The 15,763-nt window shown below is 44.5% G+C and carries 17 protein-coding genes; 11 read left to right on the top strand and 6 right to left on the bottom strand.

Going from position 1 to position 15,763, the window contains the following annotated elements; genetic code table 11:
• Positions 1-22 precede the first annotated feature (22 nt).
• Positions 23-760: a bifunctional tRNA pseudouridine(32) synthase/23S rRNA pseudouridine(746) synthase RluA gene (gene rluA / locus OH456_RS16105; RefSeq protein ID WP_124940626.1), complete on the top strand. Its 738-nt coding sequence runs from the start codon at positions 23-25 to the stop codon at positions 758-760.
• Between the two features lie 32 nt (positions 761-792).
• Complete coding sequence (locus OH456_RS16100; protein WP_006072877.1) at positions 793-1,755, top strand: D-2-hydroxyacid dehydrogenase; 963 nt, start codon at positions 793-795, stop codon at positions 1,753-1,755.
• Positions 1,756-1,790: 35 nt separating this feature from the next.
• On the opposite strand, the gene OH456_RS16095 is transcribed toward OH456_RS16100, so the two are convergent.
• The 4 genes from OH456_RS16095 to argR form a co-directional block, all read right to left on the bottom strand.
• The gene (locus OH456_RS16095; RefSeq protein WP_006072878.1) at positions 1,791-2,231 is read right to left on the bottom strand and encodes a universal stress protein; all 441 of its coding nucleotides are present in this window, start codon (positions 2,229-2,231) and stop codon (positions 1,791-1,793) included.
• A gap of 125 nt (positions 2,232-2,356) precedes the next feature.
• On the bottom strand, positions 2,357-4,936 hold the full coding sequence (locus OH456_RS16090) for a TRAP transporter permease (protein WP_270033854.1): 2,580 nt from the start codon (positions 4,934-4,936) through the stop codon (positions 2,357-2,359).
• 254 nt (positions 4,937-5,190) lie between these two features.
• Positions 5,191-6,159 carry a TAXI family TRAP transporter solute-binding subunit gene (locus tag OH456_RS16085; protein ID WP_006072880.1) on the bottom strand — a complete coding sequence of 323 codons (969 nt, stop codon included), beginning with the start codon at positions 6,157-6,159 and terminating at the stop codon, positions 5,191-5,193.
• A gap of 334 nt (positions 6,160-6,493) precedes the next feature.
• Entirely contained in the window at positions 6,494-6,964 is a 471-nt protein-coding gene (argR, locus tag OH456_RS16080; RefSeq protein WP_006072881.1) for a transcriptional regulator ArgR, read from the bottom strand.
• Between the two features lie 338 nt (positions 6,965-7,302).
• On the opposite strand from argR, the gene mdh reads away from it, so the two are divergent.
• Both mdh and OH456_RS16070 read left to right on the top strand, forming a co-directional pair.
• Positions 7,303-8,238, top strand: coding sequence for a malate dehydrogenase (gene mdh / locus OH456_RS16075; protein ID WP_038229161.1), 936 nt, complete (start codon positions 7,303-7,305; stop codon positions 8,236-8,238).
• A gap of 105 nt (positions 8,239-8,343) precedes the next feature.
• Positions 8,344-8,535 carry a hypothetical protein gene (locus OH456_RS16070; RefSeq protein WP_031496916.1) on the top strand — a complete coding sequence of 64 codons (192 nt, stop codon included), beginning with the start codon at positions 8,344-8,346 and terminating at the stop codon, positions 8,533-8,535.
• Between the two features lie 56 nt (positions 8,536-8,591).
• Here OH456_RS16070 and ispB read toward each other — a convergent pair whose 3' ends face one another.
• A complete protein-coding gene (ispB, locus tag OH456_RS16065; protein WP_031496914.1) occupies positions 8,592-9,563 on the bottom strand; it encodes an octaprenyl diphosphate synthase in 972 nt (323 codons plus the stop codon).
• A 272-nt stretch (positions 9,564-9,835) separates the two neighbouring features.
• On the opposite strand from ispB, the gene rplU reads away from it, so the two are divergent.
• The 7 genes from rplU (at position 9,836) to folA (ending at position 14,906) form a co-directional block, all read left to right on the top strand.
• Entirely contained in the window at positions 9,836-10,147 is a 312-nt protein-coding gene (gene rplU / locus OH456_RS16060; RefSeq protein ID WP_006074830.1) for a 50S ribosomal protein L21, read from the top strand.
• Between the two features lie 21 nt (positions 10,148-10,168).
• Entirely contained in the window at positions 10,169-10,426 is a 258-nt protein-coding gene (gene rpmA, locus OH456_RS16055; protein WP_004409945.1) for a 50S ribosomal protein L27, read from the top strand.
• A 268-nt stretch (positions 10,427-10,694) separates the two neighbouring features.
• Positions 10,695-11,861, top strand: coding sequence for an Obg family GTPase CgtA (cgtA, locus tag OH456_RS16050; RefSeq protein ID WP_038229165.1), 1,167 nt, complete (start codon positions 10,695-10,697; stop codon positions 11,859-11,861).
• Positions 11,862-12,001: 140 nt separating this feature from the next.
• Positions 12,002-13,057: an FUSC family protein gene (locus OH456_RS16045; RefSeq protein WP_006074833.1), complete on the top strand. Its 1,056-nt coding sequence runs from the start codon at positions 12,002-12,004 to the stop codon at positions 13,055-13,057.
• A gap of 109 nt (positions 13,058-13,166) precedes the next feature.
• A complete protein-coding gene (locus tag OH456_RS16040; protein WP_031493074.1) occupies positions 13,167-13,934 on the top strand; it encodes a threonine/serine exporter family protein in 768 nt (255 codons plus the stop codon).
• Positions 13,934-14,407, top strand: coding sequence for a threonine/serine exporter family protein (locus OH456_RS16035; protein WP_006074835.1), 474 nt, complete (start codon positions 13,934-13,936; stop codon positions 14,405-14,407). Before OH456_RS16040 ends, OH456_RS16035 begins: the two co-directional genes overlap by 1 nt.
• A gap of 19 nt (positions 14,408-14,426) precedes the next feature.
• A complete protein-coding gene (gene folA / locus OH456_RS16030) occupies positions 14,427-14,906 on the top strand; it encodes a type 3 dihydrofolate reductase (RefSeq protein ID WP_107306321.1) in 480 nt (159 codons plus the stop codon).
• A 46-nt stretch (positions 14,907-14,952) separates the two neighbouring features.
• On the opposite strand, the gene OH456_RS16025 is transcribed toward folA, so the two are convergent.
• Entirely contained in the window at positions 14,953-15,759 is an 807-nt protein-coding gene (locus OH456_RS16025) for a symmetrical bis(5'-nucleosyl)-tetraphosphatase (protein ID WP_270033851.1), read from the bottom strand.
• Positions 15,760-15,763 lie beyond the last annotated feature (4 nt).

The raw sequence follows: 15,763 nt of genomic DNA, 5'->3' as shown, positions 1-15,763 counted from the left end.
CATTGTGATGCGGTAAATTATTATGGCCATGCTTAGCTACACACCTCCAACAGATCCTTGGATAGATACTGTATTTGAAGATGAACATATTCTCGCGGTAAACAAACCTTCAGGCTTGTTATCTGTACCAGGGAAAGCGCCCGAGCATTATGACAGTATGTGGAGCCGTCTTGTTGAGGTGTATCCCGAGATTCAAGTAGTGCATCGTTTAGACATGTCGACCTCTGGGCTGATGTTACTAGCGAAAAACAAAGAAGCAGAACGTTCTTTAAAGAAACAATTTCAGTATCGGCTTACTCATAAAGTCTACTATGCGCGAGTTTGGGGAACACCTGCTGAATCGGAAGGGTTAATCGATTTACCGCTTATTTGTGATTGGCCGAATCGTCCAAGGCAAAAAGTGTGCTACGAACATGGCAAGCCGTCGCAAACATACTATCAGGTGGTAAAGCAGGAACAACAGACAAGTATTGTGCGCTTATTCCCCATTACCGGACGTTCACATCAACTAAGAGTGCATTTATTGGAACTGGGGCATCCTATCGTTGGTGATGAATTCTACGCCCATGAAGAAGCGATGAGTTTCTCAGATAGATTAGAGCTGCATGCGGCAGAGCTGTGTTTCTACCATCCTGAAACTGAAAAGCTACAATCCATTTTCGTTCCATGCGATTTTCATCAAGTGTCTGAGCCATTAGTGGTGCAACACTTTGACCCCGCGACAGATTTACCGGATTATAAGACCTTGCCTCGGTCATAAAGTGTGTGGCCGTACGACATCAAGGAGAAGTCATGGCCACCAAGAAAATTGTCTTTTTAGATCGTGATACCATTCCAGCATCCATCGCGATTCCCACTCCAAATTTCGTACATCAATGGGTCGAATATCAGTCGACCTCGCCTGAACAAGTGTTAGAACGCATTTATGATGCAGATGTCGTCATTAGCAATAAAGTCTATTTAGGTTCAGACATTCTTGAACAGGCCAAGCAAGTAAAACATATTGCGGTGGCTGCCACTGGGGTTAATAACGTTGAGCTCGATTACTGCGCGCAACGCGGTATTACCGTTACCAATGTCCAAGGTTATGCGACTCAATCGGTGCCTGAACATGTGATTGCATTGCTATTTACTTTGATGCGAAATATTCCTGCTTACCACAACGATATCCGCAATGGTGAGTGGCAACGTCAGAATAAGTTTTGTTTCTTCACTCATCCTATTCAAGATATTGCTCACTCTACCTTAGGTATTATTGGTAGCGGAGCCCTAGGGCAGGCGACAGCGGCGCTTGCTAGAGCAATTGGTATGAATGTGCAGTTCTCCGAACGCAAAGGTGTAACACAATGCCGCGAGGGCTATGTGCCTTTTGAACGATTTTTGAAAACGAGCGATGCCATTGCCCTTTTGTGTCCTTTGACCGAGGAAACGACCAATCTTATCAATAGTGAAGCGTTGTCGAATATGAAGTCTACGGCAGTATTGATTAATACTGGACGCGGTGGCTTGGTTAACGAAGCGGCTTTGGTTTGTGCTTTAAAGGAGAATCACATTGCTGGAGCAGGAGTGGATGTTTTTACAGAAGAGCCAGCGCCTCAAACCAATCCTCTAGTCGAGAATATGGATTTGCCCAATCTCATTTTAACGCCGCATGTCGCATGGGGAAGCCGCTCTTCCATAGAGAAGCTTTGTGAAATATTAGTGAGTAATATTGAAGCGGTAGAACAAGGCAAAACGCAAAATAGAGTGGTCTAGAAATAACTCGCCCCACGTAAAGTGGGGCGAGGAAATTAATCTGCCTGTGGTTTAACGACCAGTACATTGATGGGTGAGTTCTGAACCACTTTACTTGCAACAGAGCCAAGAACTACCTTGTCGATCTTAGAGCGTTTGTGACTTGGCATAACAATTAAGTCTGCGCCTAAGCGCTCCGCATAATCAAGTATAGTTGCATAAGGTTTACCCTCAGCAACATGAACTTTATAGACGACTTCATCAGGGATGTGCTGATCAGCAAATGATTTAAGTTGCGCTTTGACATCATTTTTCATTTGCGAGGCGGCATCTTTAGGGAAATACGTAGCCACCATAGACATATGGATACCCGGCAGAACATTTAGTAAATGCACTTCGGCATTAGAGTGCTTAGCATGCCAGACCGCGATTTCTACAGCTTTGTCTGAAAAGCCTTTATCGTTTAAATCGACAGGAACAAGGATTTGCTTGTACATGTGTTTTCTCTTTTTGGTTTGTACCCTACTAGCATAGGGTAAAGCATACGCTTGGCTAGTTTTATCCGTTCCGTATTAAGGTTTTTAGGCTCTGGGTTCAAAAGCGAGTCCAGAGCCTGATACCTTTATGCTCTCAAGTTTTCACGACGAGCACGACGCTTTTGGTTCATCGCCATCGCGAGAAGCAAGAGCAACGCAGGTACAAATACCCACTCTTTCATTGGTCTATCGGCATCCTGCACAATAGATTTTATTTCCCAGTCAAAGTCTAGACCGGATGCTTCTGCTGGGCTTCCAAACTCAACCATATCGATGATCATTTTATCAGCATCTTTGTCGAGCATTAGTCCCATCGAAGCGATACGCTCTTCTGCGGTGACAGCGCTATCATCAAAAGGTAGTCGAACGGTTTTTTCAACGTACTTACCTTCGAGGGTTTCACCTGCAACACGTAACTCGATGGATTGTCCAACATTTAGCTTCTCAACAACTTGAGCTATCTCAACACCTGGCGAAAGAACTTTCGCAGGGAAAGCCATATCCCACCAAAAACCTGGTCTGAAGAAGGTAAACGTTAATACAAGTAGCAATACAGTCTCCCACCACTTGTTCTTAGTAAACCACCAACCTTGAGTGGCCGCTGAGAAAATAAGCATCGCAATAATCGCAGAGATAACCGTCAGAGCAAGGTGCCACCACGAGTCAATTCCCATCATCAATAATTGAGTGTTAAAGATGAACATGAAAGGCAAAATTGCAGTTCGAATATCGTAGGTGAAGCCTTGAATACCGGTGCGAATTGGATCGGACTTAGCAATTGCAGCTGCGGCAAAAGCAGCAAGACCAACTGGTGGTGTGTCATCGGCTAAGATGCCGAAGTAAAACACAAATAGGTGAACGGCAATCAGTGGGATGATCAAACCGTGTGCTGCACCCAATGTGACGATAACAGGCGCCATGAGAGTTGAAACAACAATGTAGTTTGCTGTTGTTGGTAGACCCATCCCGAGGATGAGAGAGATGACGGCGGTAAATAGCAGCATCAAGATAATGCTACCACCAGAGATAAACTCAACGAAGTCGGTCATTACAAGGCCAATACCCGTTAGTGTAACCACACCCACTACGGTACCCGCAGCAGCTGTCGCCACACCGATACCAATCATGTTGCGTGCACCAGACACTAGGCTTTCTGCCAAATCGACAAAGCCAGCTTTGATCTCTGCATTGACATCACTGGTTTTCGACATGATTGCGATCAGTGGGCGCTGGGTAATCAGAATGAAGATCATAAAGACCGTTGCCCAGAACGCTGAGAGACCCGGAGAAAAGCGCTCAACAGTCAAACACCACACTAAAACCACGATTGGCAGTAGGAAATGTAAACCAGACTTGATGGTTGGACCTGGATCTGGCACTTCAGTAAGTTCTGCATCAATTTCAATACCACCTTCTTTCGCGTACTTAGCTGAGACACGCAGTAACGCGATATAAGATATCAAGAGAGCAACACCTACGATTGTGGTCGCAGCGTCACCAAACACGTCTTTGGTCCAGCCAATGCCGTAATACACCACAGCACTAATGACACAAAGACCAAGAATGGTGCCGGTAAATGATAAGAGACTTTGAACAAGCGTCGGGTTATGGCGGCGTGGTAGGCCAGTCATACCCGCTTTGCAAGCTTCAAGGTGAACAATGTAAATCAAAGCGATATAAGAAATCAGCGCAGGTAGTAGCGCCGCTTTGATTACTTCAACGTATGAAATCCCCACATACTCAACCATCAGGAATGCCGCAGCGCCCATGATCGGTGGCGTTAGCTGACCGTTGGTTGATGCAGCAACTTCCACAGCCCCCGCTTTCGTCCCTGGAAAGCCAACGCGCTTCATTAGAGGTATGGTAAAGGTACCTGTAGTTACTACGTTGGCGATGGAAGAACCAGAAACCAAGCCTGACAGACCTGATGCCACAACGGCCGCTTTTGCGGGACCACCACGCATGTGACCTAATAGAGAAAATGCGACTTTAATAAAGTAAGCACCTGCTCCAGCTCGCTCCAACATGGCTCCGAACAAAACGAATAAGAATACAAATGACGTTGAAACACCAAGAGCAACACCAAATACACCTTCTGTCGTTAGCCACAGGTGTGACATCGCTTTGTTTAAGCTTGCGCCTTTGTGAGCGATAACATCCGGCATGTATGGACCGCCAAAGGTATACAACAAGAATACTGCAGCGACGACCATTAGCGGCGGACCTAAAGCACGACGTGTTGCTTCAAGTAGTAGAACCATACCTGTACAGGCAACGACAATGTCCATTGTCGTTGGTGCGCCCGAGCGGCCTGCTAATTGAGTGTAAAAGAGGTAAATGTAGGCAGCAGATAAACTACCTGCCAGTGCTAAAATCCAGTCGATGGCAGGGATTCGATCGCGCGGTGACCCCTTCATTGCAGGATAAGCGGTAAACGCTAGAAAAATAGCAAACGTTAAGTGAATTGAACGTGCTTCTGTGTCGTTTAGTACGCCAAAGTTAAAAATGAACGGCAGTGGGGATGCGTACCAAAGTTGAAATAGCGACCAACATAGTGGAACAAACCAAAGTATTTTTGCGGGAATCCCTTTCGGGCTTCTTGCTCCAGTGTCAGCTTGTGCGACCATTTCTTGCACATCTTGCGACGGTTGTGTTGTCTGCGTCATGTACTTTTTCCTTTATTATTTTATGGTCCAGTGTTTTTCAAACAAAATGAACGAACCATATTTCGCATTTAACATTGTAGTCAATGGATGCAAACGTGTGGTTTTAGTTGTGTTTCTTAAGGCTCTAAAAATGACGGGCTTGGAAAGAGAGCCCAAATAGCCACACCAATTGGGTTAATTGGTGTTGATTGTTTTGAGTGATACTCATATTAGAAAAGTAATAGGGGAAGGGAGCCTTCCCCTACGGAGTCGTCTTACTTAAGAAGACCAACTTCTTTGTAGTACTTCTCTGCACCTGGGTGAAGAGGAATAGATAGGCCTGCTTGTACCATGTCTTCCTTCTTCAGGTTAGCAAATGCAGGGTGCAGACGTTTGAACGTGTCAAAGTTTTCAAACACTGCTTTTGCAACGTTGTAAGCCACTTCATCAGAAACATCTGATGTGGTTACCATTGTTGCTGCTACACCAAAGCTCTTCACATCTTGATCCGTGCCACGGTACATACCTGCTGGTACATTGCTGTACGCGTAGTATGGGTTTGCCGCTACGATCTCATCGATTTGTGCGCCTGTTGCTGGAACTAGCTTAGCATCACAAGATGTTGTTGCTTCTTTGATTGATCCGTTTGGATGACCAACCACATAAACGAATGCGTCGATTTTATTGTCACAAAGTGCTTGAGAACGCTCTGAACCTTTAAGCTCTGATGCAAGTTTAAAGTCTGCGTTGGTCCAACCCATTGCATCCATAACAACGCCCATTGTCGCACGGTCACCTGAGCCTGGGTTACCGATGTTCACGCGCTTACCTTTAAGGTCAGTTACGTTTTCGATACCAGCATCAGTGCGAGCGATAATGTTGAATGGTTCTGTGTGCAGAGAGAACATTGCACGAAGCTTTTTGTAAGGGCCTTGCTCTTCAAATTTGCTTGTGCCGTTGTAGCCGTGATATTGCCAGTCAGATTGAACGATACCGAAATCTAACTCACCAGCACGCATTGTGTTGACATTGTAGATAGAACCACCAGTGGACTCTACTGAACAACGAATATTGTGTTCCTTACGGCCTTTATTCACAAGCTTACAGATTGCGCCACCAGTTGGGTAATAAACACCTGTTACCGAACCTGTACCAATTGTGATGAACTCTTGAGCGTTAACAGCGCCAGTGCCCATAACTGCAGCGGCAATAGCACCAATTTTAACAAGTTTCTTAAATGCCATGAATTTCCCTTCCTTATTCATTATTAGCCCTGAATAACTATAGATGTCTTCAGAGGTTTCCTATGTGGAAACGGCATCTTTTTCAATCCATATGTTGAAAAAGTGGCGCAATCATACCAAAAAAATTGGCAGAAAATTACTGAATTGTTAATGAATATAGGTGAATTGTCTGTGCTAGAGGATTTGGAAGGATAGGGATAGCTAGGGTGTTATTCAATAAAAACAGGCAATTAGGCGTTTTTTGGGGCTTACTTTTCGATTTATCAAGATGTGATATAAATCACGGAACAATCATGTTCCGTGATACTTTATTCTAAATGTTAATGTTTAAAACTTAGCCAGCGTAATCAAATAGATCACATACCGATTCAAACAATTGCTGGGTAGACACACTCAAGGTTGGTGTGATGAAGATGGTATCGTCGCCTGCAACGACCCCTAGAATCCCTTCTGCTTTACCCAGAGAATCGAGCAATCGAGCAATCAACTGTGCAGCACCTGGGCCAGTGTGAATAACGACGATAGCGTTGTTGTAATCTATATCAAGAACCAATTCACGTAGAGAGCTAGAGACAGTTGGAACGCCAAGCTCTGCTGGTAGGCAGTACACCATTTCCATTTTTGCGTTGCGGGTCCTCACTGCGCCAAACTTAGTCAACATGCGTGACACTTTTGATTGGTTGATGTTCTCAAACCCTTCAAGTTTTAATGCGTCGACAATCTCGCCCTGAGAACCAAAACGCTCTTCTTTTAGTAACGCTTTAAACGCGCGAACCAGGTTGTCTTGTTTGTCATTATTGCGCATAAACGCCTCTTATTTTTGTTCAACTAGCAGTGATCCGGCTATTGTGGCACAGAACCTCGATCTTGACCAAATAATCCATGGTTTATGCCAACGGTATCACTATTATCAATGCTGAAGTTAGCGATGATAACCTTATAATTAGCAAGGGGAAAAATGGGTTCTCATCACCCTCTTGTCATGATAGCGTAGTAGCACGTAATCAGTGAGTTGCGCGAGCTCGCAAAGCTGAGGTTAATTGATTGTAATCGATTAGTGATTACTATAACTTTTTAGCTAATCGACGAAAAATTACCCTACAAGACTATTAATAAGAGATATAAATCTCAAGGAGAACTCCCATGAAAGTAGCTGTTATTGGTGCCGCAGGTGGCATCGGCCAAGCCCTAGCCCTATTGCTAAAAAACCGTCTTCCTGCTGGTTCTGATCTAGCCCTGTATGATATTGCTCCCGTCACTCCAGGTGTTGCAGCTGATCTAAGCCACATCCCAACGCCTGTTTCTATTAAAGGCTATGCGGGTGAAGATCCAACACCAGCACTTGAAGGTGCTGATGTGGTTCTAATTTCTGCGGGTGTTGCGCGTAAGCCAGGTATGGATCGCTCAGACCTATTCAATGTCAATGCAGGTATCGTTAAGTCATTGGCCGAGAAAATCGCGGTCGTGTGTCCTACTGCTTGTGTTGGTATCATCACTAACCCTGTTAACACCACAGTGCCTATCGCAGCTGAAGTCCTTAAGAAAGCAGGTGTGTATGACAAGCGTAGACTGTTCGGTGTGACGACGCTTGACGTTATTCGCTCTGAGACATTTGTAGCTGATCTGAAAGCGAAAGATCCAGGTGATATTCGCGTACCAGTTATTGGTGGTCACTCTGGTGTGACTATTTTACCGCTACTTTCTCAAGTTGAAGGTGTTGAGTTTACTGCGGAAGAAGTAGAAGCGTTAACTAAGCGTATTCAAAACGCTGGTACTGAAGTGGTTGAAGCGAAGGCGGGTGGCGGCTCTGCGACCTTGTCTATGGGTCAGGCAGCGTGTCGCTTTGGTTTAGCTCTTGTTAAAGGTCTTCAAGGCGAAGAGAACGTTATTGAGTGTGCTTATGTGGAAGGTGATGGTGAGCACGCTCCATTCTTCGCACAACCAGTTAAGCTAGGTAAAGACGGCGCAGAAGCTATCCTTAGCTACGGTGAACTCAGTGATTACGAGAAAGCAGCACTAGATGGCATGCTAGAGACGCTTAATAAAGATATTGAAATTGGTGTAGAGTTCGCTAAGTAAACTCCTACATTAATTTAAATAGCAAAAGCCGGTCTTTTTAAGATCGGCTTTTTTGATCTATACCCTATAAGACTCCGTAATAAATCGGAGCGGAGAGGAAGGGTCATGGAAATGAAAGATGTAGTAAAAGGTATGTGGGTGGATTCACAACACGGCGCTGGCAGAGTGCTTGTTGTCGACGAGCAGTCACAGTCCGTTTTGGTTGAACCAATAGGAAGCGAGGAGCAGTGGGCACTATCTGTTGACGAAGTTGAAGAAGAGCTGCAGCTTCATAACGGTTGTGATAAATACTACTAGAGCTTAGTGTCAGAAACGAAAAAGGGCAGTGATATAAAATCACTGCCCTTTTGGCTTTATGCCGTTCTTTTCACTGCCATGTAGGCAAGCGCGATTAAGGCTTCTTTATATTCACTGTCAGGCACGATAGAAAGCGCTTCAATGGCCTTATCAGCTTCTTTAAAGGCCATGTCTTCAGTGTACTTTAATGAGCCCACACGATTCATTGTTGCCATAATGGTATCGAGCTTATCAATCCCATTACCTTTTTCAATTGCTTCGCGAATCATCGCACTTTCGTGTTCTTCACCGTGCTGCATGGCGTGGATAAGCGGTAATGTTGGTTTACCTTCAGCTAGGTCGTCACCGACATTTTTACCCATGTCTTCACCCGTAGAGGTGTAATCCATGACGTCATCAATAAGCTGGAACGCGGTTCCAAGGTACTTACCGTAATTCTGTAGTGCAAGTTCGACTTCTGGAGAGGCATCGTTGAGGATAGCTCCAACTTGAGTCGCGGCTTCAAACAAACGTGCCGTCTTAGAGTAGATGACTTGCATGTAGCTTTCTTCAGAAGTATTAGGGTCATTGCAGTTCATTAGCTGCTGAACTTCACCTTCTGCGATGACATTCACGGCATCACTCATAAGCTCTAAAATGCGCAATGAGCCAAGACCCGTCATCATTTGGAAAGAACGAGTATAGATGTAGTCACCTACTAGAACACTCGCAGCGTTACCAAAAGCAGCGTTTGCTGTTGCTTTACCTCGTCGCATATCAGACTCATCTACTACGTCGTCGTGCAATAACGTCGCAGTATGGATGAACTCAATAAACGCAGCAGCCGTTGTATGTGCGTTACCTTGATATCCTAAAGCTTTCGCTGAAAGCAACGCGAGTAGCGGTCTTAAGCGCTTGCCGCCACTACTTACAATATAGAAACCAAGTTGATTGATTAGACTAACTTCTGAGTTTAATTGTGCTTGTATTGTTTCATTCACTTTTGCCATATCATCGGCAGTCAGTGCTTGGATAGCTTTAAAATCCATTACGTACCCGGTTGAGCTTAGAGCCAATAAGGCTTAGTCGTTGGTTATAATCTGTGAATAATACACTAAAAAACGTTGATTAATACATGGTGAAAGGGCATTATTGCCGCACTTTTCATTGGCGATTAGTGTTTCGCCAATTTTTTCAAAATATGGCTTGTCATAGGGTAATCATTCGCGTAGAATCTGCGCCCTATTGATGATTAGTTTAGCGCACACCCTATTTGTTGAAATAACAATCAAAAGGCTGTGCGGAAAAAGCGGAGTAAAATATGTACGCTGTTTTCCAATCTGGTGGTAAACAACACCGTGTAAGCGAAGGTCAAACTCTTCGTTTAGAGAAATTAGACGTTGAAACTGGTGCAACTGTTGAATTTGATAAAGTTCTTCTTGTTGCTAACGGTGAAGACATTCAAGTTGGCGCTCCTCTTGTTGAGGGCGGCAAGGTAGTTGCTGAAGTGGTACAACACGGTCGTGGCGATAAAGTAAAAATCGTTAAGTTCCGTCGTCGTAAGCACTCTCGTAAGCAACAAGGTCACCGTCAGTGGTTCACGGAAGTGAAAATCACTGGCATCAACGCTTAATTCGATTAGGAGAGTTTAACAATGGCACACAAAAAAGCTGGTGGTTCTACTCGTAACGGCCGCGATTCAGAAAGCAAACGTCTAGGTGTTAAGCGTTTCGGTGGTGAGTCTGTTCTTGCAGGTAACATCATCGTACGTCAACGTGGTACTAAGTTCCACGCTGGTACTAACGTTGGTATCGGTAAAGACCATACTCTTTTCGCTCTTACTGAAGGTAAAGTGAAATTCGAAGTTAAAGGTCCTAAGAACCGTAAATTCGTTAGCATCGAAGCTGAGTAATTTTAGCGCTAAGCTAAATTACGAATAAGCTTTCTAGCTGAATTCAAAAGCCCTGCCGAGTCGGCGGGGTTTTTTATTTATATGGGCAGTCGATAGAGACGAGTCTCTAGGCATAGCTATGTTGAAGCAACAAGCTCTGCACCATGGGGAATCGTCTCTGTCATCTGCTAAAATGTAGTGATAATTGATTGAGCCCACAAAGTGATCTTATGTCTTTTCGGCAGGATGGCTTTGGTGGTGGGTAGCGAAGAAGTAGTCGGAGTAAGAGATGAAGTTCGTTGATGAAGCGGTAGTAAAAGTCCAAGCGGGCGATGGCGGTAGCGGTGTCGTTAGTTTTTGGCGTGAAAAATTCGTAGCGAAAGGTGGTCCTGACGGTGGCGATGGCGGCGACGGTGGCGACATCTATATCGAAGCAGATGAGAACCTAAATACGCTCATTGACTATCGCTTCCAACGCTTTTACGAAGCTGAGCGTGGCGAAAATGGTCGCGGTGGTAACTGTACTGGTAAGCGTGGTAAAGATAAGGTACTTAAAGTGCCTGTCGGTACTCGAGCTGTAGATATTCACACTAATGAAATCGTTGCTGAAGTTGCTGAACATGGCAAAAAAGTGATGGTTGCAAAGGGTGGTTGGCACGGCCTAGGTAATACTCGATTTAAGTCATCGGTTAACCGAGCTCCTCGCCAGAAAACACTGGGTACTAAAGGCGAAATTCGTGAATTGCGTTTAGAGCTGTTGCTACTTGCTGACGTGGGTATGCTTGGTTTGCCAAATGCGGGTAAATCAACATTTATCCGTGCAGTTTCGGCGGCTAAGCCAAAAGTAGCCGACTATCCATTTACTACGCTGATCCCTAGTTTAGGTGTGGTTAGCGTTGTTCCTGAGAAAAGCTTTGTTGTGGCGGATATCCCAGGTCTGATTGAAGGTGCCGCAGACGGTGCTGGCTTAGGTATTCGTTTCCTTAAGCACTTAGAGCGCTGCCGAGTATTGCTGCACATGATCGATATTATGCCTATCGATCAAAGTAACCCTATCGAGAACGCACTGACGATTATCGATGAGCTAGAGCAGTACAGCGAAAAGCTAGCGGATAAACCGCGCTGGTTAGTATTCAATAAAGTCGATCTTATGCCAGAAGAAGAAGCGAATGAAGTGATCCAAGAGATCCTCGACGCACTTGGTTGGGAAGATGAGTACTTCAAGATCTCTGCAGTGAATAAGCAAGGAACTAAAGAGCTTTGCTATAAGCTTGCTGACTTTATGGAAACACTGCCACGCGCTGAAGAAGAGATTTCTGAGGAAGAGAAAGTCGACTTTATGTGGGACGATTACCACAAAGATGCAATGTCTGGTAAAGACGTGATTACTGAAGACGATTGGGATGATTGGGACGACGAAGAAGATGACGGCCACGTTGTCTACGTCCGTGACTGATTGTTACCTCAATGATTTAAAAAGCTGCAAAGTTACTTTGCAGCTTTTTTTGTACTCAAATTATTTCAGTGTGGCTTGTACTAAGGCAAACTGATGCAAACTCTCTTTTCTCCCCCTTTATGCTAAAGGAAGCCTTTTAAATGGATTTAAATCGGCGAATTTCGGATGTGGATGCTCTGATATTTAAACACTACCGTGTTGTACATGGCATTCGGATTTCCGTGGCATTCGTTTTAACTCTAGCTTTAACCAGTTATTTTCAGATTCCCGAAAGCACCTGGATACTCATTACGTTAGTAGTAGTGATTGGCCCTATCTCGTATTTAGGTAATGTTTTACCACGAGCTTGGCATCGCACTATGGGAACGATTATTGGAGCATTGTCAGGGATTACCGCCATTTTACTTGGACAATGGTCAATGTTGGCTATGTATGCTTGGTGCGGCGCTGTGATGTTTTGTAGTGCCTATTTTGCGTTAGGTAAACGCCCTTATGTGGGTTTGCTGATTGGTATTACCCTTGCGGTCACTATTGGAGCAGGTAATCACGATATTGAAGTTGCGTTGTGGCGTGGTCTTGATGTAACGATTGGCTGTGTATTAGCGGTGTTGTTTTGCATTATTTATCCGCAAAGAGCGTTTATTCATTGGCGCATGCGTCTAGGCGCCACGCTGGACCGGTTTGCTAAGGTCTATCAAATATCCACATCATTGAACATGCTTGAACAGCCGAACCTTGAGCGCTACCAGCAAACGCTAATGAAGGAGATGGTAACCTTGAGAAGTCTCATTTCTCCTTCAGTTAAAGAGTCAAAGCTAAGTGCACAATTATTAGAAGCGATTCAAGTACAGCTTCGCAACATGCTTTACTCCATTGAACTTTTGAACACCTCTTATTGGAGCGACAGGCACAGTCATTTGAATATGCTTTGGTCCAAACCCCTTAATGATTGCCAGAAAATCATTGAGAAAGAGTTCGAAGCACTTGCAACATTAATAATGACCGGGAAATTAGAGACCGAGCTTTCAGGTAAAGAAATTGCGACAGCAAGAGAGACCTTAAAAAACAGTTTGCCAAAGATTGATGGTGAGGAGACGAGCATCAATGGCTACTTATGGCTTAATTTGAAGCTAATGGAAGACCTTGTAAGCCTAAAACGACTGTTAGTTTATTCGCTGAATCTGTCTCAAGAGTAGTTTTCACAAATTTGTTGTTTTCTGTCAATCGTGCCCCAGTTTTTAGTTCATCAACAATGAAAATGCCCCTAAAATGGATTCAATACTGAATGACCACGAAAAAACTGGAATGGATTCTAAGCAACGAGCCGTCTCTCGGCTGATTGCGCAAGCAGGGCAAATGTTACTTGCTCATGGCGCAGAAAGTACGTTAGTTGGCGATATTACTCGAAGAATGGGTATTGCTGCTTCTATGGACGAAGTAGAAGTATCACTGTCAGCAAGTTCATTAGTGATTACCACGGTTTACAAAGAACATTGTGTTACGACGGCAAGACGAAGCCCAGATCGTGGGCTTAATATGCGTGTTGTGACTCAGGTTCAACGTATCTGTATCATGATGGAGAAAGGCATTCTTGACTATCAACTAGCTCAGAAAAAACTGAATAAGATCAGTCCTGAACGCTATAATCGTTGGCTAGTCGTGGTGATGATAGGGCTATCATGCGCTGCTTTTAGTCGTCTCGCTGGCGGTGACTGGTCAGTGTTTGCAATGACTTTTCTAGCTTCAGCCGTTGGTATGACGGTACGTCAAGAAATCGGCCATCGCCATTTTAACCCACTCTTAAACTTCTCCGTCACGGCGTTTGTTACCACACTTATTTCTGCCCAAGCAGTTATCTATAGCATCGGAGCGCAGCCTCAGCTAGTGATGGCGTCATCAGTGCTCATGTTAGTCCCCGGCTTTCCACTAATTAACTCTGTTGCTGATATGGTCAAAGGTTATGTCAACATGGGGATTGCTCGTTTTGTTTTTGCCAGCTTATTAACCCTAGCAACCTGCTTGGGGATAATTGGTGCCATGAGTCTGACGGATGTTCTAGGGTGGGCTCAGTAATGACAATAGTGGAATTATTATTTGCTCTGCTTAACGACATGTTCTTTGCCGCTATTCCAGCAGTAGGGTTTGCGTTGGTATTTAATGTTCCTCAAAATGCGTTAGCTTATTGCGCGATTGGTGGGGCAGTTGGCCATGGCTCTCGCTTTTTGATGATGCATTATGGTGTTCCGATTGAATGGGCTACTTTTTTTGCCGCAACGATTGTCGGTATGATTGGCGTTCATTGGTCGCATAAGTTTCTAGCTCATCCTAAAGTGTTTACGGTGGCCGCGCTAATACCGATGGTTCCTGGGGTGTTTGCCTATAAAGCTATGATTGCTATGGTGGAAATCAATCATCTTGGTTATACCCCAGAGCTTCTGGCTACTCTAATGGAGAACTTCCTAAAGGCGATGTTTATAATTGCTGGTTTGGCTATTGGTCTTGCCATGCCGGGACTGTTATTCTATCGCAGCCGACCCGTCGTTTAATTAGGAATACAGTACCTCAATGATTATTAGCATGATTGCCGCTATGGCAGACAATCGAGTCATAGGCAAAGATAACCAAATGCCTTGGCACTTACCTGCCGACTTTATCTGGTTCAAAAAGTGCACCATGGGAAAACCCGTTATTATGGGTAGAAAAACCTATGAATCTATAGGGCGCCCTTTACCTGGTCGTCAAAACATTGTCGTTAGTCGAAATTCTGAGCTTCGCATAGATGGAGTGGAGACGGTAACTTCATTGGAACAAGCTTTGAGCTTAGTGAATGATGTGGAAGAAGCGATGATCATTGGTGGCGGTAGCTTTTACGAGCACTGTATGCCGATGGCAAACAAGCTTTATCTAACCTATATCGATGCAAATGTTGATGGCGATACTCAATTTCCTGATTGGGGAGAAGGCTGGAAACAAGTGCATAGTGAGCAATATCAAGCGGATGAGAAAAACGCGTACGACATGCAGTTCGTCATTCTTGAGCGCTAATATTCGCCGCCTAAGAGAGGTTTCTTAGGCGTCTTTTATTGAATATTTAACCTAAGGCTGGTTGTTCAAAAACGGCCTTATCTTCCCAACGAATCATAGTAAGGCTACCTCCCCAAACACACCCGGTATCCAATCCTATAACCTGTTCACTGATGTAGCCTCCTAGTGCTGCCCAATGCCCAAAAATTACGGTTTTATTAAGCGAGACTCGATTTTTTAATTGGAACCACGGAACATATTCTAGAGGGTTTACGTCGCTAGGAGGTAGCTTACAGGCCATATCTAAGCGCCCATCTGGATAACAAAAGCGCATTCGGGTGTAGGCATTAATGATGTAACGCCAACGTTCGAAACCGGTGAGTCCTGATTGCCAGAAGTCGGGGTCATTGCTGTACATATTATGGATGAGTGCTTGCCAATCATCACTTTGTAGTTGTTGCTCAACTTCTCGAGCATTGACTCTCGCCTGTTCTAAAGTCCACTGAGGAGAAATACCTGCATGACAAACGACAAATTCATCATGTTCTAAGAGCAAAGGCTGGTGTCTGAGCCAGTCTAATAAATCTGTCTTGTCTAGAGCTTCTAAAATCGGAAGTGTTTTGTCTTTGGGCTTCGCTTTGTGTACGCCAAGCAATACGGCTAATAAGTGAAGATCATGATTACCCAGACAGACTTTTGCAGCTTCTCCCATGGCTTTGACGAAGCGGAGCGTTTCCAGTGATTTAGGGCCTCTAGCGACGAGATCTCCAGCAATCCAAAGGGTATCTTTTTGTTTGTCGAAATGACTTTTCGACAACAGTAGTTCCAATTCATCCAAGCAACCTTGAATGTCACCAACAATGTAATTTGCCACAAAA

Source organism: Vibrio sp. La 4.2.2 (genome assembly GCF_027586995.1).
Taxonomy (GTDB): domain Bacteria; phylum Pseudomonadota; class Gammaproteobacteria; order Enterobacterales; family Vibrionaceae; genus Vibrio; species Vibrio mediterranei.
This window is presented reverse-complemented; position numbering and strand designations above follow the sequence as displayed.

Excerpts from the sequence above, each read along its gene's own strand:
- rluA (WP_124940626.1), top strand. The coding sequence starts at position 23 with ATGGCCATGCTTAGCTACACACCTCCAACAGATCCTTGGATAGATACT.
- OH456_RS16100 (WP_006072877.1), top strand. The coding sequence starts at position 793 with ATGGCCACCAAGAAAATTGTCTTTTTAGATCGTGATACCATTCCAGCA.
- OH456_RS16095 (WP_006072878.1), bottom strand. The coding sequence starts at position 2,231 with ATGTACAAGCAAATCCTTGTTCCTGTCGATTTAAACGATAAAGGCTTT.
- OH456_RS16090 (WP_270033854.1), bottom strand. The coding sequence starts at position 4,936 with ATGACGCAGACAACACAACCGTCGCAAGATGTGCAAGAAATGGTCGCA.
- OH456_RS16085 (WP_006072880.1), bottom strand. The coding sequence starts at position 6,159 with ATGGCATTTAAGAAACTTGTTAAAATTGGTGCTATTGCCGCTGCAGTT.
- argR (WP_006072881.1), bottom strand. The coding sequence starts at position 6,964 with ATGCGCAATAATGACAAACAAGACAACCTGGTTCGCGCGTTTAAAGCG.
- mdh (WP_038229161.1), top strand. The coding sequence starts at position 7,303 with ATGAAAGTAGCTGTTATTGGTGCCGCAGGTGGCATCGGCCAAGCCCTA.
- OH456_RS16070 (WP_031496916.1), top strand. The coding sequence starts at position 8,344 with ATGGAAATGAAAGATGTAGTAAAAGGTATGTGGGTGGATTCACAACAC.
- ispB (WP_031496914.1), bottom strand. The coding sequence starts at position 9,563 with ATGGATTTTAAAGCTATCCAAGCACTGACTGCCGATGATATGGCAAAA.
- rplU (WP_006074830.1), top strand. The coding sequence starts at position 9,836 with ATGTACGCTGTTTTCCAATCTGGTGGTAAACAACACCGTGTAAGCGAA.
- rpmA (WP_004409945.1), top strand. The coding sequence starts at position 10,169 with ATGGCACACAAAAAAGCTGGTGGTTCTACTCGTAACGGCCGCGATTCA.
- cgtA (WP_038229165.1), top strand. The coding sequence starts at position 10,695 with ATGAAGTTCGTTGATGAAGCGGTAGTAAAAGTCCAAGCGGGCGATGGC.
- OH456_RS16045 (WP_006074833.1), top strand. The coding sequence starts at position 12,002 with ATGGATTTAAATCGGCGAATTTCGGATGTGGATGCTCTGATATTTAAA.
- OH456_RS16040 (WP_031493074.1), top strand. The coding sequence starts at position 13,167 with ATGGATTCTAAGCAACGAGCCGTCTCTCGGCTGATTGCGCAAGCAGGG.
- OH456_RS16035 (WP_006074835.1), top strand. The coding sequence starts at position 13,934 with ATGACAATAGTGGAATTATTATTTGCTCTGCTTAACGACATGTTCTTT.
- folA (WP_107306321.1), top strand. The coding sequence starts at position 14,427 with ATGATTATTAGCATGATTGCCGCTATGGCAGACAATCGAGTCATAGGC.